Annotated in this window: 17 protein-coding genes and 2 tRNA genes; 16 read left to right on the top strand and 3 right to left on the bottom strand. The window is 57.6% G+C overall.

What is annotated here, in order from left to right; translation table 11 throughout:
- Positions 1 to 13: 13 nt before the first annotated feature.
- Positions 14 to 424, top strand: coding sequence for a type IV pilin protein (locus tag ABQU90_RS06130; RefSeq protein ID WP_115554106.1), 411 nt, complete (start codon positions 14 to 16; stop codon positions 422 to 424).
- 65 nt (positions 425 to 489) lie between these two features.
- Positions 490 to 566: transfer RNA gene (locus ABQU90_RS06125), tRNA-Asn, on the top strand.
- Positions 567 to 614: 48 nt separating this feature from the next.
- Here the strand turns inward: ABQU90_RS06125 and ABQU90_RS06120 are convergent.
- A complete protein-coding gene (locus tag ABQU90_RS06120) occupies positions 615 to 1,097 on the bottom strand; it encodes a GspH/FimT family pseudopilin (protein WP_275126887.1) in 483 nt (160 codons plus the stop codon).
- Between the two features lie 200 nt (positions 1,098 to 1,297).
- On the opposite strand from ABQU90_RS06120, the gene uvrB reads away from it, so the two are divergent.
- The 14 genes from uvrB to ABQU90_RS06050 all read left to right on the top strand — a co-directional run bounded on the left by uvrB (position 1,298) and on the right by ABQU90_RS06050 (position 17,238).
- The gene (gene uvrB / locus ABQU90_RS06115; RefSeq protein WP_323521167.1) at positions 1,298 to 3,319 is read left to right on the top strand and encodes an excinuclease ABC subunit UvrB; all 2,022 of its coding nucleotides are present in this window, start codon (positions 1,298 to 1,300) and stop codon (positions 3,317 to 3,319) included.
- A 96-nt stretch (positions 3,320 to 3,415) separates the two neighbouring features.
- A tRNA-Val gene (locus tag ABQU90_RS06110) sits at positions 3,416 to 3,490 on the top strand.
- Positions 3,491 to 4,099: 609 nt separating this feature from the next.
- Positions 4,100 to 4,342 (top strand): hypothetical protein, encoded by a 243-nt coding sequence (locus ABQU90_RS06105; RefSeq protein ID WP_115513312.1) that lies wholly within the window; start codon positions 4,100 to 4,102, stop codon positions 4,340 to 4,342.
- Positions 4,343 to 4,378: 36 nt separating this feature from the next.
- Positions 4,379 to 6,052 carry a type IV secretory system conjugative DNA transfer family protein gene (locus ABQU90_RS06100; protein ID WP_323514912.1) on the top strand — a complete coding sequence of 558 codons (1,674 nt, stop codon included), beginning with the start codon at positions 4,379 to 4,381 and terminating at the stop codon, positions 6,050 to 6,052.
- A 348-nt stretch (positions 6,053 to 6,400) separates the two neighbouring features.
- The gene (locus ABQU90_RS06095) at positions 6,401 to 6,811 is read left to right on the top strand and encodes a TcpQ domain-containing protein (protein WP_323514985.1); all 411 of its coding nucleotides are present in this window, start codon (positions 6,401 to 6,403) and stop codon (positions 6,809 to 6,811) included.
- A gap of 129 nt (positions 6,812 to 6,940) precedes the next feature.
- Entirely contained in the window at positions 6,941 to 7,951 is a 1,011-nt protein-coding gene (locus ABQU90_RS06090; protein ID WP_161961647.1) for a VirB8 family type IV secretion system protein, read from the top strand.
- The gene (locus ABQU90_RS06085; RefSeq protein ID WP_115513308.1) at positions 7,948 to 8,715 is read left to right on the top strand and encodes a TrbG/VirB9 family P-type conjugative transfer protein; all 768 of its coding nucleotides are present in this window, start codon (positions 7,948 to 7,950) and stop codon (positions 8,713 to 8,715) included. Before ABQU90_RS06090 ends, ABQU90_RS06085 begins: the two co-directional genes overlap by 4 nt.
- The gene (locus ABQU90_RS06080) at positions 8,712 to 9,896 is read left to right on the top strand and encodes a TraB/TrbI/VirB10 family type IV secretion system protein (RefSeq protein WP_323521166.1); all 1,185 of its coding nucleotides are present in this window, start codon (positions 8,712 to 8,714) and stop codon (positions 9,894 to 9,896) included. The genes ABQU90_RS06085 and ABQU90_RS06080 overlap by 4 nt, the downstream gene beginning before the upstream one ends.
- A complete protein-coding gene (gene virB11 / locus ABQU90_RS06075; protein WP_115559036.1) occupies positions 9,893 to 10,951 on the top strand; it encodes a P-type DNA transfer ATPase VirB11 in 1,059 nt (352 codons plus the stop codon). Before ABQU90_RS06080 ends, virB11 begins: the two co-directional genes overlap by 4 nt.
- A gap of 57 nt (positions 10,952 to 11,008) precedes the next feature.
- Entirely contained in the window at positions 11,009 to 11,827 is an 819-nt protein-coding gene (locus ABQU90_RS06070; protein WP_323521420.1) for a lytic transglycosylase domain-containing protein, read from the top strand.
- Between the two features lie 63 nt (positions 11,828 to 11,890).
- Positions 11,891 to 12,298, top strand: a complete 408-nt coding sequence (locus tag ABQU90_RS06065) for a TrbC/VirB2 family protein (protein ID WP_323514909.1) — start codon at positions 11,891 to 11,893, stop codon at positions 12,296 to 12,298.
- Positions 12,291 to 12,599: a VirB3 family type IV secretion system protein gene (locus tag ABQU90_RS06060; RefSeq protein WP_115513304.1), complete on the top strand. Its 309-nt coding sequence runs from the start codon at positions 12,291 to 12,293 to the stop codon at positions 12,597 to 12,599. The genes ABQU90_RS06065 and ABQU90_RS06060 overlap by 8 nt, the downstream gene beginning before the upstream one ends.
- A gap of 99 nt (positions 12,600 to 12,698) precedes the next feature.
- Positions 12,699 to 15,149, top strand: coding sequence for a VirB4 family type IV secretion/conjugal transfer ATPase (locus tag ABQU90_RS06055; protein ID WP_115514558.1), 2,451 nt, complete (start codon positions 12,699 to 12,701; stop codon positions 15,147 to 15,149).
- Positions 15,150 to 15,621: 472 nt separating this feature from the next.
- Positions 15,622 to 17,238 carry an alpha-glucosidase gene (locus tag ABQU90_RS06050; RefSeq protein WP_323521165.1) on the top strand — a complete coding sequence of 539 codons (1,617 nt, stop codon included), beginning with the start codon at positions 15,622 to 15,624 and terminating at the stop codon, positions 17,236 to 17,238.
- Between the two features lie 819 nt (positions 17,239 to 18,057).
- Here the strand turns inward: ABQU90_RS06050 and ABQU90_RS06045 are convergent.
- Positions 18,058 to 20,832, bottom strand: coding sequence for a TonB-dependent receptor (locus ABQU90_RS06045; RefSeq protein WP_323521164.1), 2,775 nt, complete (start codon positions 20,830 to 20,832; stop codon positions 18,058 to 18,060).
- A 311-nt stretch (positions 20,833 to 21,143) separates the two neighbouring features.
- The gene (locus tag ABQU90_RS06040; protein ID WP_323521163.1) at positions 21,144 to 23,225 is read right to left on the bottom strand and encodes a glycoside hydrolase family 97 protein; all 2,082 of its coding nucleotides are present in this window, start codon (positions 23,223 to 23,225) and stop codon (positions 21,144 to 21,146) included.
- Positions 23,226 to 23,423: the final 198 nt, after the last annotated feature.

Below are 23,423 nucleotides of genomic sequence, written 5' to 3'. Positions count from 1 at the left end.
CTCTCGTGTCCAAATGTTGAAGTATTCTTCGAGGCAAGAGCATGGTTTTACGCTTATCGAGCTGATGATTGTTGTTGCTGTGGTTGCGATCCTGTCAGCGATTGCATATCCCAGCTACTCCGAGCATGTTCGAAAGTCAAGACGCGCTCAAGCCAAGGTCGATCTCGTTGAATACGGGCAGTTGGCAGAGCGATTTCACACGGTGCAAAACACGTACGTTGGTTTCAGCCTACCAACAGCGGTTTCACCACGAGAAGGAGGAACGGCGGCATACGCGCTTAACCTGTCTCAACAGACGCAGTCTGGCTACATCATCACTGCAACGCCGAGTGCTGTCCAATCTGCCGACAAGTGCGGTACCTTGAGCATCGACCAGGCAAGTCGCAAGACGAATTCAAAAGGCAACAAGTCCGACTGCTGGTAGGGATGAAGATTTTTTCGCTTGGGGGGTGTTGCATTGCGGTCGGATCTTGCTACAATGCCGACCCCGCCCGAATAGCTCAGCCGGTTAGAGCACTTGACTGTTAATCAGGGGGTCGTTGGTTCGAGTCCAACTTCGGGCGCCAAGATGTTGAGAAGGCCGCGACTTGTCGCGGCCTTCTCGTTTTTGATTCTCAGCGCGGCCGGCAGGGGGCAGGTGTCGTGTAGCGTACGGCGCGCGTTCTTCCCGCGTTGTTCACGATGACGTCGACTAGTTTGGTGGCGTTTCTGCAGACGCTAAGAGTGATGTTGCTGCCGCTGCTCCTGCCGCTTGGTAGGAAGCGCACAATAGGGCGGCCGAGTGACGCAGTGACGTCGATGCCACTGTTCTCCTGGTAATGAGTGGCCCTCAGAATTGAAGCTGTATCTGCTGGTTGTCCTTGGCGATTCGGGTCCTTGAACAGGATCCAGCCTTGGCTCCAAATGCGATCACTCCGGCAAGTTGCTCCTTCCGCAGATGGGCACACACTTACAGGCGCCCGCTGTGTCACTGCCATGCTTCTAGCCATGGCAAGGTGTGATGTCAGTAGGTGAACGCGTGTTGTTGCCTGCTGCCACTCTAAAACATGCTGAAAGCTAGGCAAGCCGATGGTCGCCAGAATGCCGATGACCGCCATCACGATCAGCAACTGGACTGCGGTGTACCCTCTCGCGCTCGAATGAGTCACTGCCCGCATCGCGCCTCTCCTTAGGGTCGAGCGAGCAGTCTCAACGTTGACCGGCGGCCAGGTAACGCCTGCTTCACTCATGCAGGCGTCAGACTTTTCCTGACACTGACCTCCGATATTTCGTGCAGCCTTCCCCCGAGATTCGCTCCATGACCGACCGTTTTGAGCTCGTATCCCCGTACTCCCCAGCCGGCGACCAGCCGGCGGCCATCGACAAGCTGGTGGCCAACTTTGAGGCTGGCCTGGCCAAGCAGACCCTGCTGGGGGTGACCGGTTCGGGCAAGACCTACACCATCGCCAATGTCGTGCAGCAGGTGCAAAAGCCCACCTTGGTGATGGCGCCGAACAAGACGTTGGCGGCGCAGCTGTATGGCGAGTTCAAGTCGTTCTTCCCGAACAATGCCGTCGAATACTTCGTCAGCTATTACGACTACTACCAGCCCGAAGCCTACGTGCCGTCCTCGGATACCTTCATCGAGAAGGACAGTTCGATCAACGAGCACATCGAGCAGATGCGTCTATCGGCGACGAAGACCTTGCTGTCGCGGCGCGATTCGCTGGTGGTTGCCACGGTATCGGCGATCTACGGCCTGGGCGCGCCAGAGGACTATTTGTCGCTGCGTCTGATCCTGTCGGTGGGCGAGCATATCGATCAGCGTCAGTTGATCCGCCATCTCACCGATCTGCAGTACACCCGCAACGAATTCGAGCTCACACGCGGCGCGTTCCGTGTGCGTGGCGAGGTGCTGGATGTGTTCCCTGCGGAGTCGGACACCGAAGCCTTGCGCATCGAATTGTTCGACGGCGACATCGAGCAGCTGGCCTTGTTCGACCCCTTGACCGGCGAAACCCTGCGCAAGCTGCAGCGTTACACCGTGTATCCCAAAACGCATTACGCCACCACGCGTGAGCGCACGCTCAGTGCGGTCGACACGATCAAGGACGAACTGAAGGAGCGGCTGGAGCAGTTGTATTCGCAGAACAAATTGGTCGAAGCGCAGCGTCTGGCGCAACGCACCCAGTTCGATCTGGAAATGATGGCCGAAGTGGGCTTCTGCAACGGCATCGAGAACTACTCGCGGCATCTCACCGGCAAGGCGCCAGGCGAGCCGCCGCCGACGCTATTCGACTACCTGCCACCGGATGCGCTACTGGTGATCGATGAGTCGCACGTGACCATTCCGCAGATCGGTGCGATGTACAAGGGCGACCGTTCGCGTAAGGGAACGTTGGTGGAGTTCGGCTTCCGCCTGCCGTCGGCGCTCGACAACCGGCCGCTGCGCTTCGAAGAGTGGGAGGCGCGTTCGCCGCGCAGCATCTATGTGTCCGCGACGCCTGGTCCGTACGAGTTGCGCGAGTCTGCCGGTGAAATCACCGAGCTGGTGGTGCGTCCCACGGGGTTGATCGATCCGATCGTGGAGATACGCCCGGTCGGCACGCAGGTCGACGACTTGATGTCCGAAGTGCACGAGCGCATCAAGCTTGGCGATCGCGTGTTGGTCACAACGCTGACCAAGCGCATGGCTGAGAACCTGACCGAGTACCTGAGTGAGCACGGCATTCGCGTGCGCTATCTGCACTCGGACATCGATACGGTCGAGCGCGTGGAGATCATTCGCGATCTGCGTCTGGGCAAGTTCGATGTGCTGGTCGGCATCAATCTTCTGCGCGAAGGTCTGGATATGCCGGAAGTGTCATTGGTGGCGATTCTGGATGCGGACAAGGAAGGCTTCCTGCGGTCGACCGGCTCGTTGATCCAGACCATCGGTCGTGCCGCACGTAATCTGCGCGGCAAGGCGATTTTGTATGCCGACAAGATGACGCGCTCGATGAAGGCCGCGATCGACGAGACCGACCGTCGCCGCGAGAAACAAGTGGAGTACAACCTCGAACACGGCATCACGCCGAAGTCGGTGGCGCGCCCGATCTCCGACATCATGGAGGGCGCGCGCGAGGATGCGGCCGAAAAACGTGCCGGCAAGGGGCGGTCGAAGTCGCGCCAGGTTGCCGAAGAGACGCCCGACTATCGTGCGATGAAGCCTGCGGAAATTGCCGGCAAGCTCAAGAGCCTGGAGCAAAAGATGTATCAGCACGCCAAGGATCTGGAGTTCGAGGCAGCGGCGCAGATTCGCGACCAGATCCAGAAATTGAAGGCGGCAAGCCTGGGGTAGGGCGGAGTGGCACACGAAGCGCAGGGAGGGCTTGTGGTCGGCAAAACCCTGCGCTAGAATGCGCGCCCTGCACAGCGCAATGCTGACGCAGGATTCGGGCGGTTAGCTCAGCGGTAGAGCACTACCTTGACATGGTAGGGGTCACAGGTTCGAACCCTGTACCGCCCACCACTTCAAGTCCAGAAAGCAAGGGCTTGAGTGGGTAAGAGACTGGTAGCAGCAGCTGCCATTGACCTGGGCGTGAGCGACTCAGAGGCTGGTACAGCTTAGGCAGGCCTTTTGCCAAGTCCTCGACACTCATCCGACTCCATTCTTCGCCTCGTTCAATTACGTCGAATCGAACGCGTGTAACTGTGGGTGTTGCCAGCTGCGCGACGACTTGGCAAGTCCGACATTTCCCGCGCAGGTGCACCGCATGGCGCAACCGTATCGCGATGGTGGGGCGGAAAGCATCTGGTATGAACCATGCCGTTGCCAGTGCGGCGTAATCTTCGCCGAGCGCCCCCATTCGATTGCCGCCGTGCAACCTGCCAGCTCGCGATCTAGCTCGATCGCGTGTCGCGCATGAGGTGGGCGTCCACTGCTGATAGCGCTGAAACGGCCGGCCGATGCTTGTTTGGCTTCGGCCAAACCGGCAGAGAGGTCGAGCCAGGTTCGACAGCTCAGGTCCTGAAGCGAGGCAGGTTGGCTTGTGCGGTCACGCGTGTCGCCGAAACCGCTTTCTCCGTCACACGTCTTGCTTTAGCATCGCCTCCGCGCTGACGGAAAGGAAGGCTGGCGATGGACGAGTATCAGCACACCGTGCTGACCAGGGGTGGTTACCGTATCGTGGCGATTACGCGCGACGAGGTGTATGCACCCGATGCGGTGGTGGCGTATGCGGTCGTGACCGATTCGGGAACGCGAATAACGCCGGATCTTTCTTTGGATCAAGCCAATGTATGGATCGACTCGCTCGTCGAAAGTGAGAGCGGGGGCCGCAAGACGGACCTGATCGACCACAAGCCTGTCGTCCGTCGCTAGAACGCCGTCCAGATACAAGCCTAGGGAGAAGGGCGCATGTCCAAAGTCAACATAATCGCGATTGCCACTGCGGTGGCAGTGCTCGCCGGATATCTGCTGTCCGGCTATGTGACCCTGCTACTGCTGCGGCTCGATACAAGCCTGTACAGCTGGGACACCTATTACCGCTACTACAGCGCGTTGGGGTTGCCGCAAGTTGCTGCCTATGCCACCAAGATCAAGATGTCTGGTGTCATCGGCTTCGGTTTTCCGGCGCTCGTTTGGATCATCGGCATTGCCCTGATTCTCAAGCCCAAGACGCCCGCGCTGCACGGCGATGCGCGCTTCGCCGGGGCTGCCGATCTTGCCAAGCACGGGCTCTTCAAGCCGAGTGGGAACGGCATCGTCGTCGGCAAATTCAACGGCAAGCTGGTGCGTCTGAGCGGGCAGCAATTCGTGATCCTCGCCGCGCCAACGCGCTCGGGCAAGGGTGTGGGTGTGGTCATCCCGAACCTGCTTGAGTACCAGGAATCGATCGTTGTGCTGGACATCAAGCAGGAAAACTTCGATCTGACCAGCGGCTGGCGTGCCAGCCAGGGGCAAGAGGTCTTTCTGTTTAACCCGTTTGCCGAAGACCGGCGCACGCATCGCTGGAATCCGCTGACGTACGTGTCGAACGATCCCGCGTTTCGCGTCTCGGACCTGATGAGCATTGCTGCCATGCTGTACCCGGATGGATCGGACGACCAAAAATTCTGGGTCAGCCAGGCGCGCAACGCGTTCTTGGCCTTTGCCCTGTACTTGTTCGAGAATCAGGACGAAGAGCTTGCTCTCGGCTTTCCGGGCGGGGCAGGCGCTCCCACGCTGGGTGGAATCTACCGCCTGTCGTCGGGCGACGGTAGCGACCTCAAGAAGTACTTGAAGTCATTGTCAGAGCGACGGTTCCTCAGCAGCAATGCCAAGTCGGCCTTTTCCAATATGCTGTCCCAGGCGGATGAGACCTTCGCGTCCATCATGGGCACCCTGAAAGAACCGCTCAACGCATGGATCAACCCTGTGCTGGATGCGGCCACCAGTGCCGACGACTTCCTGCTCACGGATCTACGCAAGAAGAAGATGACGATCTACATCGGCATCCAGCCCAACAAGCTGGCCGAAAGCCGTCTGATCATCAATCTGCTGTTCAGTCAGATTATCAACCTCAACACCCGCGAGTTGCCGAAGTCCAACCCAGAACTCAAGTACCAGTGCTTGCTGCTCATGGACGAATTCACCTCGATCGGCAAAGTCGACATCATCGCGACGGCGGTCGCCTATATGGCCGGCTACAACATCCGTCTGTTGCCCATCATCCAGAGCATGGCGCAGCTGGATGCGACCTATGGCAAGGACCTGTCGCGCACCATCATCACCAACCACGCCTTGCAGATTCTGTACGCGCCGCGCGAACAGCAGGACGCGAATGACTACTCGGAGATGTTGGGCTACACGACGATCAAGAAGAAAAACATCACCCGGGGCAGGGAGACGACCCGCAGCGTGTCGGAAGAGCGGCGGGCATTGATGCTTCCCCAGGAACTCAAGGCGATGGGCAACGAGAAGGAAGTGTTCCTGTACGAGGGCATCCCGCATCCTGTGAAGTGCGACAAGATCCGCTACTACGAAGATCGGTACTTCACGGCGCGGCTGTTGCCCAAAACAGATGTGAAAACGCTTTCCATCAGAGTGTGATGGTTGTCGCAAATTAACGGTGTGCACGTGCTGGTAATTCTTGACTCATGTGCTCGTTAAGGGCAAAGTTACCCAGAATTCTTGCATTGTTGATTTTTTGTTAAGGGGGCGGCGCCGGACGGGGTCGTATAGGAGTAAGGCTATGGATGGTTCTTCGTTGTGTTCATCTTCCTCGTTCGCGCGTATGCGCTGCGCTGCCCCTGCTGTCTGGGCGGCCAGGTGCGCCTCGTGTGTCCAAACATTTCTACAGGTTCGTCATCGCTTCGCCACCTCTAGGTGTGCGGGGCCGCAGTGCTGTCCTTCGTTAAGCCCGAAATTTCCTGAGTTGGAGAAGTCAGAGTGAATCCGATGTATGTGTCCAAGCTGTCATTGGTGTTGGCGGCCGCCATGTTGGCTGGCGCTTGCGCGACCAAGCCTGCTCCTGACTTTGGTGGGCGCTGGAAGCACGTCAATCACTTTGACGAGGCTCCGACCGAAATTCCTCTTTACACCTCCTACACGTATCAGGCGACGCCGATGGACGGCACGCTGAAGACGATGCTGGAACGTTGGGCGGCGGACTCCAATATGCAGTTGTCTTACAACTTGCCGTCGGACTACACGCTTATCGCACCGGTTTCTAATATCAGCACCACCAGCGTGCAGCAGGCCGCAACTGAGCTCAGCGCGGTGTATGCCGCGCAAGGTGTCTCGGTGTCAGTCTCAGCCAACAAGCTGCTCGTGCAGCCTGTGCCGGTGTCAGCGGGTTCCAAACTCTGAGGGTGCGTCGACCGATGTGATGCACATGTGGCATTGCATTTGCAGGAACGTCCATGCTTCCAAAGTGCCCGCAACCCATCGCGGCAACAGTTTCAGGCCTGACAAGGCCCCACGGTGACGGATCTAGACATGTTGCGTAAGAAGGTTAATGAAAAGGACGGATCTGCCCAGGTAGGCGCGGCCGTCCAGAAGGCGGTCAATTACGAGGTGAGCATCGCTGATCTCGCCCGCCGCAGTGAAAAGCGTGCATGGATTGTGGCGACCTTGTCGATGGTGGTGACGGTGATGACAGCGGGCGGTTACTACTACATGCTGCCGCTGAAGGAAAAGGTTCCTTATCTAGTAATGGCGGATGCTTATTCGGGCACCAGCACTATCGCCAAGCTCGAGGCTAACTACGGTGGTCGCACGATCAGCACCAGTGAAGCGCTTGCGCGCAGCAATATCGCGCGATTCATCCTCGCGCGCGAGTCATTCGATGCATCAACCATCGGTGATCGTGATTGGAATACAGTAGCTGCGATGGCTGCTACGAATGTGCTCGGCGAATATCGCTCGCTGCACGCTGGAAATAATCCGCAGAGGCCTTTCAATACTTATGGAAGGCTGCGTGCAATTCGCATCAATATCCTCAGTATTACCCTGATCGGCGGCAAGGGGCGGCCATACACTGGTGCGACAGTGCGGTTTCAGCGAAATGTCTACGACAAGGCTTCTACGATGACAACGTTACTGGATAATAAAATTGCCACCATGGGATTTGTTTATCAGGACAATCTTCAGATGAGTGATGCTCTTCGAGTGGAAAATCCTCTTGGTTTTCGTGTCACCGATTATCGCGTGGATAATGATTATTCTGCCTTGCCCGCAGCGCCGTCAGCTATCAGTACGCAGGCGCAAGCCGTCCCCCAGGCTGCATATCAGCAGCAAGTGAATCCAGGCGCGGTTGATCAAAATGCCGCTGGCGTCGTTCCACAAACAGGTGTTCCGATGCAGCAGGTCATGCCGTCGGCTCCGGGTGGCGTGCCAGTACAGCAGTCCGGATATCCTGTGCAGGCACAGCCTGCGAGCCAGCCTCAAGTTCAGCCCACGCAACCTCAAGGGATGCCGAACAATGTCAATGGAGCAAGTGGTCGATGAAACCCTTTAACCCCTACAGGGCGGCATTGGCTTTAGCGCTGCCACTCGCTTTATGTGCATTCCCAGCTGCTGCTCAGGTAGTTCAGGAGTATGAATATGCGCCTGACAGTATTTATCAAGTTCGCACAGGCTTAGGAATTACTACCCAGATTGAGCTTAGTCCAAATGAGAAGATTTTGGATTACAGCACTGGCTTCACGGGTGGATGGGAGCTGACGCGTCGCGAAAATGTCTTCTACTTGAAGCCAAAAAACGTCGATGTCGATACGAATATGATGATTCGTACAGCCACGCATTCTTACATTTTGGAACTTAAGGTTGTGGCGACCGATTGGCAGCGCTTAGAGCAGGCCAAGCAAGCGGGCGTACAATACAAGATTCTTTTTACCTATCCGACAGATACCAGCTTCAATGGTCCAGTAGATGCCGCTGTCGCAAAAGACGGGCCCCAGCTTAATGCGAAAATCCTCAAGGATCGCCGCTATTATTATGATTACGATTATTCTACACGAACGAAAAAATCCTGGTTGATTCCCAGTCGTGTTTATGATGACGGTAAATTCACCTATATAAATATGGATTTAACGCGCTTTCCCACCGGAAATTTCCCAGCAGTCTTTGCTCGCGAAAAAGAACATAGCGAAGATTTTCTGGTTAATACGACCGTTGAGGGGAATACGTTGATTGTCCATGGCACCTATCCATTCCTGGTGGTGCGCCATGGCGATAATGTCATAGGTCTGCGAAGGAATAAGCAAAAGTGAATCCGAACACGCCAAATAACTCCGACGAGCGGGCAAGCGGCAATCGCGACGAACAGTCGCATGCTGCTCAAGATGAGCACAGCAGCAATCCGTATTTTGCGCGTCAAAACGTTGAGGGCGCGCCGGATCTGGACGCAAATGAACCGGTTCTCCGATCAAATGACATTAAGCGCCTTAATCGTAAAGCGTTGCTGTTCTTGGCAGGTATCGCCGCGCTGCTAATTGTGGCTATTTTTTGGCTGGTATCGCGAGGTTCTGATAAGGACGAGGTAAAGAAACCTCGCACCGAAACAGTGGTAGCACCAGCATTGCCTCAAAACATGACGGCCCCTGTTGATACGGCCCCCGTTCCGCTGGCCCAGCAGCAATTGAGCCTGCCGCCGATGCCGCCTGTGTCCAACGATGAAGAAGAAGTTAACATTCCGATCCAGCGTGAGCGTGGTCCCACCTTGCTAGAGCGTCGTATTCTTGCAGAGCAAGGTGCCGCTCAGGGAGCCCAAAATCAATCAGATGCGAATGATCCGCTTGGAATGCAGCAGTCCCCGCTGACCAAGGACGACCAAATCATGATGGCCAAGCCAATCAGTAATCCTGATGGGCTGCTGGTGCGTGGTACCTACATTCGCTGTGTGCTTGAGACGCGGATTATCTCGGATTTTGACGGCTTCGCATCGTGCATCATCACTGAGCCGGTATATTCGATCAACGGTCACAAGTTGCTGTTGCCTAAGGGTTCCAAGGTCTTGGGGCAGTACAAAGCCGACGAGCCAAGCTCTGCTCGGATGGAGGTCGTATGGGATCGTGTCACCACGCCGACCGGCATCGATGTGACGTTAGCCGGTCCTGGTATCGATAACCTTGGTAGCGCAGGGCATCCGGGTCAGTACGATGCGCATTGGGGCAATAAAATCGCATCGGCTCTTTTTATAAGCATGCTGAGCGATGCGTTCAAGTATGCAGCCGCGGAGTATGGTCCGCGGACGACCACGGTCGGTTTGGGTAGCGGTACGATCACCGACCAGCCGTTTGAGAGCAATACAGCCGACAGTATTCAACAGGTCGCTCGTCAAGCTATTCAGAAGTCTGGGCGTCGTCCGGCAACCGTGACCATCAATCAAGGGACTGTCGTATTCGTCTATGTGGCGAAGGACGTCGATTTCACGGCGGTGTTGCCGAAATGAGCGCGACGGGTGCCGTGACGATCGAGGACTCTCCGACTGCTCGGATTTCCAATGATTTTTTGGATTATCAGTATTCGGTGTTGGGGATCCTCGATTATCTGAACTCCCCGGATGTCACGGAGATCTGTATCAATCGGCCGGGCGAGCTGTATCTTGAAACGATACACGGGTGGCAGCGGATGGAGGTTCCATCGCTTACCTTTGATCGTGCTCGCCAGTTCTGCACTGCAGTTGTCAACGAAAGTAATACCGGTCAGCGCATCACCGATGCAGATCCGGTCGTATCGCTGACGTTTCCAACGGGTCAGCGTGCTCAGTTTGTGATCCCTCCTGCCTGTGATGCCGGCAAGGTGTCGATTACGATACGTCTACCTTCCAAGCACACCAAGACCCTTGAGCAGTACAAGCACGATGGCTTCTTCGATCAGGTGCTCGAGCAGGCGTCCGATGTCAGCGATCAGGACCGTGAATTACTGGAACTGCGTCGTAACAAGGAATACTCGGAATTTTTCAAGAAGTGTGTGCTTTATAAAAAAAATGTCGTTGTCGCTGGTGCTACCGGTAGTGGAAAGACAACGTTCATGAAAGCACTTGTGAACCATATACCCAATGAAGAGCGGCTTGTCACGATCGAAGATGCGCGTGAGCTATTCATCAGTCAGCCAAATTCAGTGCACCTGCTTTACTCAAAAGGCGGGCAGAGCGCAAGTAACGTGACTGCCAAGAGTTGCATGGAGGCATGCCTGCGTATGAAGCCGGATCGCATCATTCTGGCCGAGCTTCGCGGTGATGAATCGTTTTATTTCATTCGTAACTGTGCATCCGGCCATCCGGGTTCGATCACCAGCTGCCACGCTGGCAGCGTCGAGCAAACCTGGGACCAGCTGGCACTGATGGTGAAGGCCTCCAACGAGGGGTCTGGTTTAGAATTCGAGGTCATCAAGCGTCTGTTGCGCATGACCATCGACATCGTCGTGCACATTAAGGCGCATGCTGGCCAACGCTTTATCACCGGGATCGATTTTGATCCTGCGCGAACCTTGCGTGGCGGCTGAAATGCTGTCAACAAGGTTTGCGATCGAGTTCTAGGAGACTTCGACATGTTGCCTGGTATGGAATTGATGGGCTGTTCTGGACTTGCCGTCCCAGGCGAGGTGATGCAGCATGTCGTGCGCGTGGAGTCGTCGCGTAATCCATACGCCATAGGCGTCGTCGGCGGACGTTTGGTCCGTGAGCCACGTGGCCTAGAGGAAGCAGTGGCGACCGCAAAGATGCTGGAGCAGAAGGGCTACAACTTTTCTCTAGGCCTAGGCCAGGTTAATCGCTACAACCTTGAAAAGTATGGATTGACCAGTTACGAGATGGCATTCGCCAAGTGCCCCAATCTGGTGGCAGCCTCAAAGATTCTAGCTGAATGTCATTCACGTTCCGGGGCCAACTGGGGCAAGTCTTTCAGCTGCTACTACTCTGGTAACTTCGAAACTGGCTTTAAGCACGGATATGTCCAGAAGATCTACGCATCCATCCGTCAGTCGGTTGCTGCTTCCGGCGTTCAGCCAATCCCCGTGGTCTCCAACAACCGGCAGATCAGGATACGCACCGAAAGTACGGCCAGTCAGGCCGCTGCAGTGTTGGCGGACGCGATTGTCGCGCGTCGGGTACAAGGTCTGATGCGTGCATCTCCGGACGAAATGTCAGGCCAAGCGAACACGTCTGCTATATCGCCGGCTCCAGTTGCCCAACCAAGTGTGCAGGCTAAATCGGCTCCGGCGTCCAGCGATCTGTATGTCATTCAAGCGACCGGCCAAGGACGCGGTGTGGCATTGCCAGTAGGGGCTCAACCAGCTACTGCAGCGCCTACTGGTCAAAGTTCTCCCTCAGTTGCCACGCAGCCGCCAAGTCGGCCAGTGGACAGCGCTTTCGTGTTCTAGCAAGGATGTTGTTCTGCAATCGGATTGCTACAAGACCCCCCCTGTTCCAAAAGGAGATACAAAATGAAATTTGAAATGAACAATAAGCAGTTGGCTGCTAATGCCAAGATGGTCGGCACTCAAGCATTGAAAGCATTGGTCTTCACCTCGCTGTTGCTGGTTGCGAGCGGCGCCGGCGCAACTCCGGGTGGTTTGGCCGATACAGATACCAAAGTCTGCGGTTTTCTCGGAAACGTGAATTCACTGCTTACGATGGGCTCTGTCGCTGTCGTCACGATTGCGGTCATCGTCGCGGGCTACCAGATCGCATTTGCGCACAAGCGCATTTCTGAAGTTTCGCCGATTCTTATTGGTGGCGTATTGATCGGCGCTGCCGGACAGATCGCGAACATGGTCATTGGCGACCGTAACCAGAAATGCGATGGCGACACAGCGATGGCGTTGGTTCAGATGCTTCAGCACTATGCATAAAGACGTGCTCTTCCGTGGGTGTACCAGGCCAGCGATGTTTCTGGGTGTGCCTTATATTCCCTTTTTCATCGGTGCCGGTAGTGGGCTATTGATGGGAATGTACTTCGACCTTTGGTACCTGCTCAGCATTCCCGTCATCATTTTCGGCATGCAGCAGATGGCGAAGCGGGACGAGATGATTTTCAGGTTATTGGGCTTGCGCTGGATGTTCAGGATGCGTGCTCGTAATCTTCAGCGCTATGCCGGGATGTGGGTGTTTACGCCAAACGAGTATCGGAAATCTCCTCCGGGTAAGCGTTAATAGTGTGTAGCGATACTCCACGCCTACCCCATGCACCCGTGCATGGGGTAGGTGCTTATTACGATCACCGGGGCACAGCCCTTCTACCTTGGTAAGACCATGTTTAACCCAGATACGCCGATTAGCGAGTTCGTTTCCGTTTCGAGCCATGTGGCTCCGTCGGTTCTCAAGACCACGGGGGGCGATTACCTGTTGATCTGGCATCTGGCTGGGTTGCCGTTTGTTGGCCGGGACGAGTTCGAACTTTCCCAACGCCACAACACCTTCAATCGTCTACTGCAGACCTTGCGTGCGCCAGACTTTGCCAATGTCGCTTTTTGGGTCCACGACGTCCGGCGTCGTCGCAAGATCCGGACGGACACTCGTTTCAAACAGGCATTTAATCAAGGTCTGTCTGACGATTATTATGCCGCGCTGTCGGCGCAGAAGATCATGCAAAACGAGTTGTACTTCTCCATGCTATATCGCCCGGTTGTCACAGGGCGACGTTTGGTAGAGAAGTCTTCCGACCCAGATAAGATTCGTGCCGAAGAAGAACAGTCGGTCGCAAAGGTGATCGAGCTCGCTACGAATGTCGAAGCTGTGTTGAAAGATTACTCGCCTTATAGGCTGGGGATGTACGAAGCCAAAAATGGCATTATCTTCTCGGAAACGCTTGAATTCTTGGGTTATCTACTCAATCGGATCGATGAGCCGGTGCCGGTTCTGCAGGCGCCGGCACACGCTTACCTTCCGGTTAGCAAACACATGTTTGCCAATAAAACTGGTGACTTTATCATTCGTACACCGGACGGTATTAATCACTTCGGTGCTATCCTTAATATTAAGGAGTACGCGGACGGAACCTATCCGGGCATCCTTAATGGATTGAAGTATCTGGATTTCGAGTATGTTGTTACCCACTCATTCAGTCCGGTCGGTCGTCATGACGCGTTGAAGGTGCTGGAGCGGACCAAGGGCATGATGGTGTCATCAGGCGACAAGTCTTCTAGCCAGATTCGCGATCTGGATGTCGCCATGGACGATGTAGCGTCGGGCAACTTCGTGTTGGGTGAGTATCATTTCACCATGGCTGTCTACGCTGACAGTCAGGAAAAACTAGCTCGGCAGATCGCGACGACCCGTGCGGAGCTTTCCAACGCAGGATTCGTTTCTGCCAAGGAGGACCTGGCAATTGCTTCGTCCTTTTATGCACAGCTCCCCGGCAACTGGCGCTTCCGTACCCGTATCGCGAATCTGAGCTCGCTCAATTTTTTGGGCCTGTCTCCGCTGCACAACTTCGCCCAAGGCAAACAGCACAACAATCCCTGGGGCGACTGTGTCACCACGCTGCAGACCACCAACGGGCAGCCGTATTACTTCAATTTCCATGCCACTCACCCGGCCGAGAATTCGTTGGGAGAGAAGGCGATCGCCAATACGATGGTAATCGGTAAGTCCGGTACCGGTAAGACAGCGCTGATTAACTTTCTGTTGAGCCAGGTGCAAAAGTTCGATCCGATTCCGACAATCTTCTTTTTCGACAAAGATCGTGGGGCTGAAATCTTTGTGCGCGCTTGCGGCGGCAACTATCTGGCATTAGAAAACGGTGCGCCGACCGGTTTCAACCCCTTCCAGTGCGAGCGCAATGAGGCGAATACGCAGTTTCTGGCTGAATTGATCAAGGTTCTGGGCGGAAAGGCCGAATACAGCTCACGCGAAGAAGAGGATATCTATCGCGCCGTTGAAGGCATGCTGGATACTCCGATACATCTGCGTAGTATGAGCAACTTCCGTAAGAGCTTGCCTAACATGGGCGACGACGGGCTCTATGCTCGTCTGCGTCGCTGGACGGCCGGCAACTCGCTGGGGTGGGTGTTCGACAACCCGGTGGACACCATCGATCTGACGCGCGCCTCAATTATCGGTTTCGACTATACAGACGTGATCGACAATGCCGAAGTGCGCGTTCCGGTGATCAACTATTTATTGCACCGGTTGGAAGCGCTGATCGACGGACGTCCGTTGATCTACGTGATGGATGAGTTCTGGAAGATACTGGACGGAAAAGGGGGGCTGAAGGAATTTGCCAAGAATAAACAGAAGACCATCCGTAAGCAGAATGGTCTGGGTATCTTCGCCACGCAAAGCCCTGAAGATGCTCTGGCCAGCGACATTGCTGCAGCGCTGATCGAGCAGACCGCTACCATGATCCTGCTTCCTAATCCAAGTGCCAGCCGCGACGACTACATGGAAGGACTCAAGCTCACAGACGCCGAGTACCAGGTTGTGGTTTCACTGGATGAGCGTTCGCGCTGCTTCCTTGTCAAGCAGGGTCATGCCTCGGCAGTGTGCCAACTCAACCTGCGTGGCATGGATGACGCGTTGTCGGTGATCTCATCGTCGACCGACAATATTGAAATCATGCATCAGATTTTGTCACGCAAGGCTGGGCAACTGGGAGTTACTGTCGATCAGCTTACCCCGGAGCAATGGTTGGAGGATTTCTATGCCAATCGAAAAGGCTCTGGAAAGCGTAAGTCTGCGAAGTCGGAGATTGAAGATGCATGATTTCGACTCAATCAGTCACTATGGAAATGGATTTTTATTACTCATCCAGTGTGCGCGCTGATATTAGTCCTTGGTTCGCTGAAGGCTTATTAGTTGCCTGAGTCATTCCTTTGAGCTCTAGGCAGGATTGAACGAGCGGTTGTTTGGCGGTCTCGGTGTGTGGGTGCAGTGGTATGGGCACGGGGTTATTGCGTAAGAGTATCGCTTCCTACACAAGGTTCTATGCGAACTTCGATAGATTTAATTGTCTTTTCCGAGAATTTCCAGTAGTGATTATTTGATTTACCTCCCGATGCTGTTCGTGCCTGATGTATCGACCAACTAAGAATCCGTAGAGTTGGTTTAGGAACTTTCAGCTCGACATGAGATGAATACGTATGCACCTGCACGTCCACAAGGTGTTACGCGGCTACGCTACCAGCCTTAGCTGGGCGCTCATTCTGGCGCTCGCATTGGCCCGGGAGGGGCGTACATGTCGCAGACACCATGGTGGCGCGGGGCCGTCATCTATCAGATCTATCCGCGCAGTTTTCTCGATTCCAATGGCGATGGGGTCGGTGATTTGCCCGGCATCATCGCCAAGCTGGACTACATCGCCGGGTTGGGGGTGGATGCGATCTGGATCTCGCCGTTCTTCAAGTCGCCGATGGCCGATTTTGGTTACGACATCGCGGACTATCGCGCGGTGGATCCCTTGTTCGGGACGCTGGACGATTTTGATCGCTTGCTCGACAAGGCACATGGGCTTGGCTTGAAGGTGATGATCGACCAGGTGCTGAGCCATACGTCGATCGCGCATGCGTGGTTCCAGGAGAGCCGTCAGGACAGGACCAATCCGAAGGCCGATTGGTACGTGTGGGCCGACCCGCGCGAGGATGGAACGCCGCCGAATAACTGGTTGTCGTTGTTCGGTGGCGTGGCGTGGCAGTGGGAGCCACGGCGCGAGCAGTACTACTTGCACAACTTCCTGGTGGACCAGCCCGACCTGAATTTCCACAGTGCGGAGGTGCAGCAGGCGACCTTGGACAACGTCCGTTTCTGGCTGGATCGGGGCGTGGATGGCTTCCGGCTGGATGCGATCAACTTCTGTTTCCATGATGCGCAGCTGCGCGACAATCCTGCCAAGCCGGCGGACAAGCGGGTGGGGCGGGGATTCAGTGCGGACAATCCGTACGCGTATCAGTACCACTACTTCAACAATACGCAGCCGGAGAACCTGCCTTTCCTGGAGCGCTTGCGTGGGCTGTTGGACCGTTATCCGAACGCGGTGAGCCTGGGCGAGATTTCGTCGGAGGATTCGCTGGCGACCACCGCCGAGTACACCGCCCAGGGCCGCTTACATATGGGCTACAGCTTCGAGCTCTTGGTGCAGGACTATAGCGCCGCGTATATCCGCGAGACGGTGAGCCGGCTCGAGGCCACCATGTTGGAGGGGTGGCCGTGCTGGGCGATTTCCAACCACGATGTGGTGCGTGCGGTAACGCGTTGGGGCGGCGAGCATGCGTCACCGGCGTTTGCGCGGATGGTGGTGGCGCTGCTGTGTTCGCTGCGTGGGTCGATCTGCCTGTATCAGGGCGAGGAGCTAGGCCTGGGCGAAGCGGACGTGGCATTCGAGGACCTGCAGGACCCGTATGGCATTACGTTCTGGCCGACCTTCAAGGGCCGCGATGGCTGCCGTACGCCGATGCCATGGACCGACGCGCCATCTGCTGGATTCACCAGTGGCAAGCCGTGGTTGCCGCTGGCGGAGCCGCATCGTACCGCTGCGGTGAGTGTGCAGCAGGACGATGCGCATTCTGTATTGAGCGCAGTACGTGCGTTTCTTGCTTGGCGCAAGGAAATACCGGCGTTGCGTGAGGGATCTATCGCTTTTTACGACACGGCCGAGCCTGTGCTGATGTTTCGGCGCGAGCGTGCGGGTCAGGTCATGCTGTTGGCATTCAATCTGTCCGCCGATCCTGCTGACATCGCATTACCTGCCGGCGAGTGGGAGCAGATCGATGTACCTGGTGTTGAACGTGGGGCGATCGAGGGCGGACACATCAGGTTGGCCGGGCATGCGGTTGTTGCTGCGGTAGGTCGTGGCTGAGTACGACTAGCTGCAACTTCCACGCGTGAGCTTGAGATGGCTTTGAAAGACGGTGCGGCATTCTTTGCGATGTCGCTCCGTTCTTTTTAGCCGGCTGATCGTCTCGCGTACTAGAGCGTTGATAAGCCCTAGCATTGCAGGCTTTCTGACTAGTGAGTGGCAGCGTGTCATCAGGAGCGCATAAATTTTGATGCGTCTTCCGATCTGTTAGCTGGCTTGGCTAGCATGCGGTGTTATAGCTAGCGGTGACTCGCTGCAAGGCTTCTTTAAACCGCTTGCTGCCTTTGCGAGTGCGTCGCTGAGTGCATATGCGAGGCGTGCAGCTCGAAAGTCGGTCTTATACCGCGTAACTTAGGACCTGTGGCCTGTGGCCTGTGGCCTGTGGCCTGTGGCCTGTGGCAGGAAAGGATGTGCTGCAAGTTGTCTTGCGCGATCTCGTTAGGTTGGACTTCGTGGTGAAGATCTCAAAAATAAAGACCCGCCGGCTTGATATCGGCGGGTCTTTTTTTATGCTGAGGCGCAACGGAAATGTCGTTTGACGCTATGCGCTTCTTGCTTTGATCGGAGCTTACTTTGTCGGAAATAATATCAATTTTGTAGCATTGATGCCTGGGCTTTAGGGAAGGGAGGGAGCCGTACCCTCACCCCAACCCCTCTCCCGGTGGGAGAGGGGCTTATCTTCCTGCAACGCTTGGTCGCTGTGGTATCGAGCGTCTCGTTCGCCTTCCGATGTGGAAGGCGAACTTGGGATATGACGCTCCCCAACGTTTCGTAAGCGACTCAGGCGTCTTGTCTCCAGAACGTGGTGATACCAGCCACTCAGAACTTGTAGTTCACGCCCAGCACAAAGGTGCGGCCCCATTCGATGTATTCGAGCGGGCGGTCCTTGGTTTCTGCATAGGTGCGGTACGGGGAGTTGCTGAGGTTGCTGGCTTGCAGTAGCAGGGTGAGGCCATCGAGGGTGCTGCCTTCGGCGAAGTTGTAGCTGATCTGCGCGTCGGTGATGTTTTCGCCGACGACGTAGCGCAGGGTGCGGTTGCCGTTGAAGTTGCCGATCTCACCGATGAAGTCGGAGCGGCGACGCTGGCTGACGCGTGCTTCGAAGCCCTTGTGCTCGTAATACGCGGTGAGGTTGTAGACGCGCTCGGACAAGCCGGGCAGGCTGATTTCACCATCACCGACGCTGGAGGCGCTTTCCGGGTCGCGGATCTTGACGTCGCTGTCGTTGAAGGTGGCGCTGGCCTGGATGCCGAAGCCCTCCAGCGGGGCGAACAGCAGATCCAGCGGCAGCGATGCAGTGAGCTCGACGCCGCGCAGCGTGCCGCCCTTGCCGTTGAACGGTGCACTGAAGGTACCTGTGGTGAGCACCGGGGCCGAGCCCGGTGGCGGCACGTAACCGGCGACCAGTGCTGAGAAATCGTAGTTGTCGCGGCTCTGGGTGTAGATGTAGCTCTTCAGGTCCTTGTAGAAGAAGGCAGCCGCGACATACGCGCGCTCGGCGAAATATTTTTCGTACGAGAGGTCGATGGCGTTGGCGCGCCATGGGTCGAGCATCGGGTTGCCGCCGCTAGCGCCGGGCCGGCCGGTCGATGTGTCCACGCCAAACTCCAGCGAAGCACGCAGTTGGTCCACGCGTGGGCGCGCGACCTGCTTGGCCATCGCAAAGCGCAGTGTCTGCTCGTACGGGAACTGGAAAGCCAGGTTCAAGCTGGGCAGCCAGTCGCGATACTTCTTGCCATCGTCGATGGGCCGCACTTCGCTGCCAGGCGGCTGCGAGGCATCCCAGTAATTGGCCTGCGAGGATTGATCGGCGCTCTGCAACTGCACGCCGATATTGCCGCGCACACCGACCTCGCCCCATTCGGTATCGATGTTGGCGCGCAGCCAGGCGGTGGTGATCTTCTCTTCGACCGTCCAGGCCTTGGACACCAGGAACGAGGCATCGTCGCTGGGGTTGAACAGCATGTAGCGCGAGACCGCGGCCGGCACATTCCACGCGGGCAGGGAGCCGAGACCGGCAAAGCCGAGGTTGACCGGTGCGTATTGGAGATCCGCGGCCACCGTGGCCTCGCCCTGCGCGCCCAGCGTGATGTTGCCTTCTGGCTGGGTCTTCTGCTTTTCGCGGTTGGCGTAGTTGACGCCGACATCCAGATCCGAGAACCAGCTCAGCGCTTCGGGCATCGGGAAGCTGGCCTGCAGGCGTGCGCCCTTTAGCACGTCTTCCACACGCGGCACCTTGCCGTAACCGGAGCCGTAAATGGTGTTGGTGAGGAACAGCTCACCTGGATCGGAATAATTCATACCGGGCGCCAGCTGCGAGAAGCCGTTGCCGACGACCGACACGCCAACGGTGTCCAACTGTGGCATGGGGGCACGCTGGAGATTGTTCTCCAGGTTCAATTCGTCGCGAGTGGCCTTGGAGTAGTTCAGGTCGGCGATGATCTTGACCGCGCCGGCGGTGATTTCGTTGTTCCAGCCGAACGCTTCGATCTTGTCTTCGCGCTTGTTGTACATGCCGCGCACCAGCGGGTAGACGCCGCTGGCGGTGCCGCCGATGAAGCTGTTGTTGTCGTTGACGCGCACGTCGGTGATGTTCAGGCCCGGCGTGTAGCCGCCGTTGTAGTTGCTCAGGTTGAGCTCGAACTGGTTGGCCGTGTCGATCTGCTCGGCTTTGGTGTGGAAGGCGTCGAGCGTGCTGGTCCAGGCGTTGGACGGGCGATATTGCAGCGTGGCCATGACGCCATCGCGCTTTTGGTTGCCGGTGCGGCGCAGTGCCTTGATGCCGTCGGAGAAATACACGCCGTCGGCCACGCCAGGGCGTTGACGCTGTGCGTCGACCTGCTGCCACGGCTCGTACAAGCCCACCTGGTTTTCCTGGATCGGCATGTCGGTGTGGGCGTAGCCGATGGTCAGGCCGATGGTGCGATCGGCGAACTGATCGATGTAGCTGACGTTGAAGCGGTTGCCGTAAGGGTCGACGTTGGCAGCCTTGCCCAGCGAGTTGCGCTGATAGCGGCCACCGATGGCAATCACCCGCTCGTTGTAGCTCAGCGGACGCGCGGTCTGCATGTCGACGGTGCCCGACAGGCCCTGGCCAACCAAACCTGCGTCAGGGGTCTTGTAGACGGTGACGCCGCTGACCAGCTCGGACGGATACTGGTCGAATTCCACGCTGCGGTTATCGCCGGTGCTGACCACTTCGCGGCCATTGAGCAGGGTGGTGGAGAAGTCCGGCGACAGGCCGCGTACGCTGATGACTTGCGCGCGACCGGCCACACGCTGCGCGGCCAGGCCAGGCAGGCGCGCGAGCGATTCGGCGATGCTGACGTCGGGCAGACGGCCGATGTCTTCGGCCGAAATGGCTTCCACGATCGAGGTGGAGTCGCGTTTGACCGAGATGGCACCTTCGATCGCGCGCCGCAGGCCGGTGACCTGGACCTTGTCCAACTCGGTGACTGCGCCGTTCTGTTGATTGGATGCGGTTTGTTCGGTGGCGGTGGCTTGTGCAGGCGTTGCCGACTGCGCGGCAGCCAGCGTCGGTGCCATGGCAACGGCCAGGGCGATACTCAGCGCAGAGCGCTTGTGCTTCAACATTTTCCCCTCCCAGGTACATGTTGTTCTTTGATTTTTTGATCCGGCAGACGCCTGGATGTCATGCGTCGCACGCCCGGACGGACGTCACGACTGCAACGTATGGTAGACACCGCACCCGCATGCAAACGGGTGCTGCATACGTATTCAACCCGCACAACCGCAATGAAATCGATTCCACGCAAGGCATCCAGCGCACGAAGCTGCTGCTGCAGATCGCGCATGGGCGCGATGCACGATCTGTGGCGATGGGGCGCGGTGGTGAGATGCACTCACTGGCGTCGGCGGCACCGCAGCGTGCTGCGATGCATCACTCAACGCTTGCCATCCAGCGGGACGAAGCGAATCGCCTGCCCGCCACCGGGTGCCAGGCGCAGTTCGAGGGTGTCGCTGCTGCCGACCTGGCGCTCTTCGCGCACAAAGGCGAACGGGTTGCTCAGGTAATCGGCGCCGTCGCCATCGCGATAGATCTGCGCGGTGTAGCGCACGTTGGGTTCGAGAAAACTCAGCGGCACCTGCAGCAGGCGGCCGTGCTCGTCGGTGATGCTGCCCAGGAACCATTCGCGGCTGTGCCGATCCTTGCGCGCGATGGTCACGTAATCGCCCACTTCGCCATTCAATGCGCGGGTCTGGTCCCAGTCCACCGCCACGTCTTCGATGAAGCGGAACGCGTCGCGATGTTGCAGATAATGCTCAGGCAGATCGGCGGCCATCTGGATCGGGCTATACAGCGTCACATACAGCGCGAGCTGCCGCGCCAACGTGCTGGGAATGGCCTGGCCGTTGCGACCCTTCAGGCTGACGATGCCCGGCGTGTAGTCCATCGGCCCGGCGAGCAGGCGCGTAAACACCAGGTTGACCTCGTGTTCCGGCGGATTGGGTGGCTGGCCCCAGGCGTTGTATTCCATGCCGCGCGCGCCTTCGCGCGAGATCCAGTTGGGATAGGTGCGGCGCAGCCCGGTGTCCTTGATCGGCTCGTGCGCATTGACTGCGATATGCCGCTCGGCCGCCTCGCGCACCACACGCAGATGATGGCGCGCCATCCATTGGCCATCGTGCCACTCGCGCAACGGTGCGCCGCCCGCAGGGTTGCGTCGCTCCACCTGGCCGTCGTCGCAGACATAGCCGGTCTTCACCGAGTCCACGCCGAAGCGTGCGTACAGGTCCATCGCCTCGGCGATCTGGTCTTCGTAATGGTCCACTGCGCATCCCGTTTCATGATGGCCGATCAAATGCACGCCTTTGGCTGCGGCGTACGTGCTCAGTGCGGGTAGGTCGAAATCCGGCGTGGATTTTGTGAAATCGAAGCTACCGCCGTTGCCGAACCATTCGCCGTCCCAGCCCGGGTTCCAGCCTTCGACCAGCACGCCGCGAAATCCATGTGCGGCGGCGAAGTCGATATAGCGCTTGGTCGTGGCGGTGGTGGCCGCATGTTTGGGTCCGGTGGCCCAGGTCTGTTGGTTGAGATGCATCGACCACCACACACCGACATATTTGGACGGCTTGACCCAGTCCACCGCGCCCAGCGCATTGGGTTCGTTGAGGTTGAGGATCAGGTTGGATTCCACCAGGCCGGTGGCCTGATCGGCGATCTGCAGCGTGCGCCACGGCGTATCGAACGGCAGGCTGCGGCGCACTTTCCAGCCTTCGGCGGCCGGCGACAACTGCGCGCGCAGACGCTGGTCGTCGGTGCGACGTAGCCACATGCCGGCATAGTCCACCAACGCCGCTTCGTGCAGCGCAATGTGCAGCCCGCTGTCGGTACGCAGCGTCAGTGGCGTGTGTGCCAGTGCGACCTGATTCAACGGCGTGCGCCGATACAGATACTCGTAGTGGATCGGCTCGCCTGCGGGAATCCACCATGCTTCAGCCGGTTGTGCGATGGCGAACTCAGTGACTTCCTCGTCGATGATCGCTTCACGCAATCCGGCTTGCTGCGGGAAGTGATAGCGAAATCCCACGCCGTCGTCGTAGACGCGAAAGATCACCTCGAAGCTGCGCTGCATACCATCGCGTTCGCCCAGGCTGACGCGCAGTTCGTTGTAGTGATTGCGCACCAGGCGTGTTTCGCCCCAGGGTTGCTCCCAGGTGTCGTCATGGCTCTGGCGTGATTGCGAACGCACCACCAATCCGCGGTCCAGACGGCCATCGCGCAAGGTAAAGCCCAGCCGTGAGCGCTGTACGACCGGCTGGCCCAGTCGCTGCACACGGTAGTAAGGCGTGCCGCCGTCCAGGTCCAGACTCACTTGCAAGACCTTGCCGGGCGACGCCACGTCGATGGTGGTGACCTCGGCGTGCGCTAGCGAGGCAAGGCTGCCGAAGCAGGTCAGAATCAGCAGCCGCGCGATCCAGGCGGCGCCGAATGTCGAGCGTGCTCGACGTAAAGACAGCGGCATATCCCCTCCCAAGGCGACCGTTGCAGAAGCGGCGACTATGCAGCGGCACACCGTGCAAGCGCCGTGCTGTGCGCTCGTTGCCGCCATGAATACGTATGCAGTGATGCGTCAGGGCAGGGTGCGCGTCTACCATGGCGTACGGCACCTGGGAGGGTCCGCGACCGTGGCACGCCTGTGCCGCGCACCACAACGCGTGCA

Source organism: Xanthomonas sp. WHRI 10207, assembly GCF_040202975.1.
GTDB lineage: Bacteria > Pseudomonadota > Gammaproteobacteria > Xanthomonadales > Xanthomonadaceae > Xanthomonas.
The sequence above is the reverse complement of the archived record's forward strand: the minus strand, read 5'-3'. Positions and strand labels throughout refer to the sequence as shown.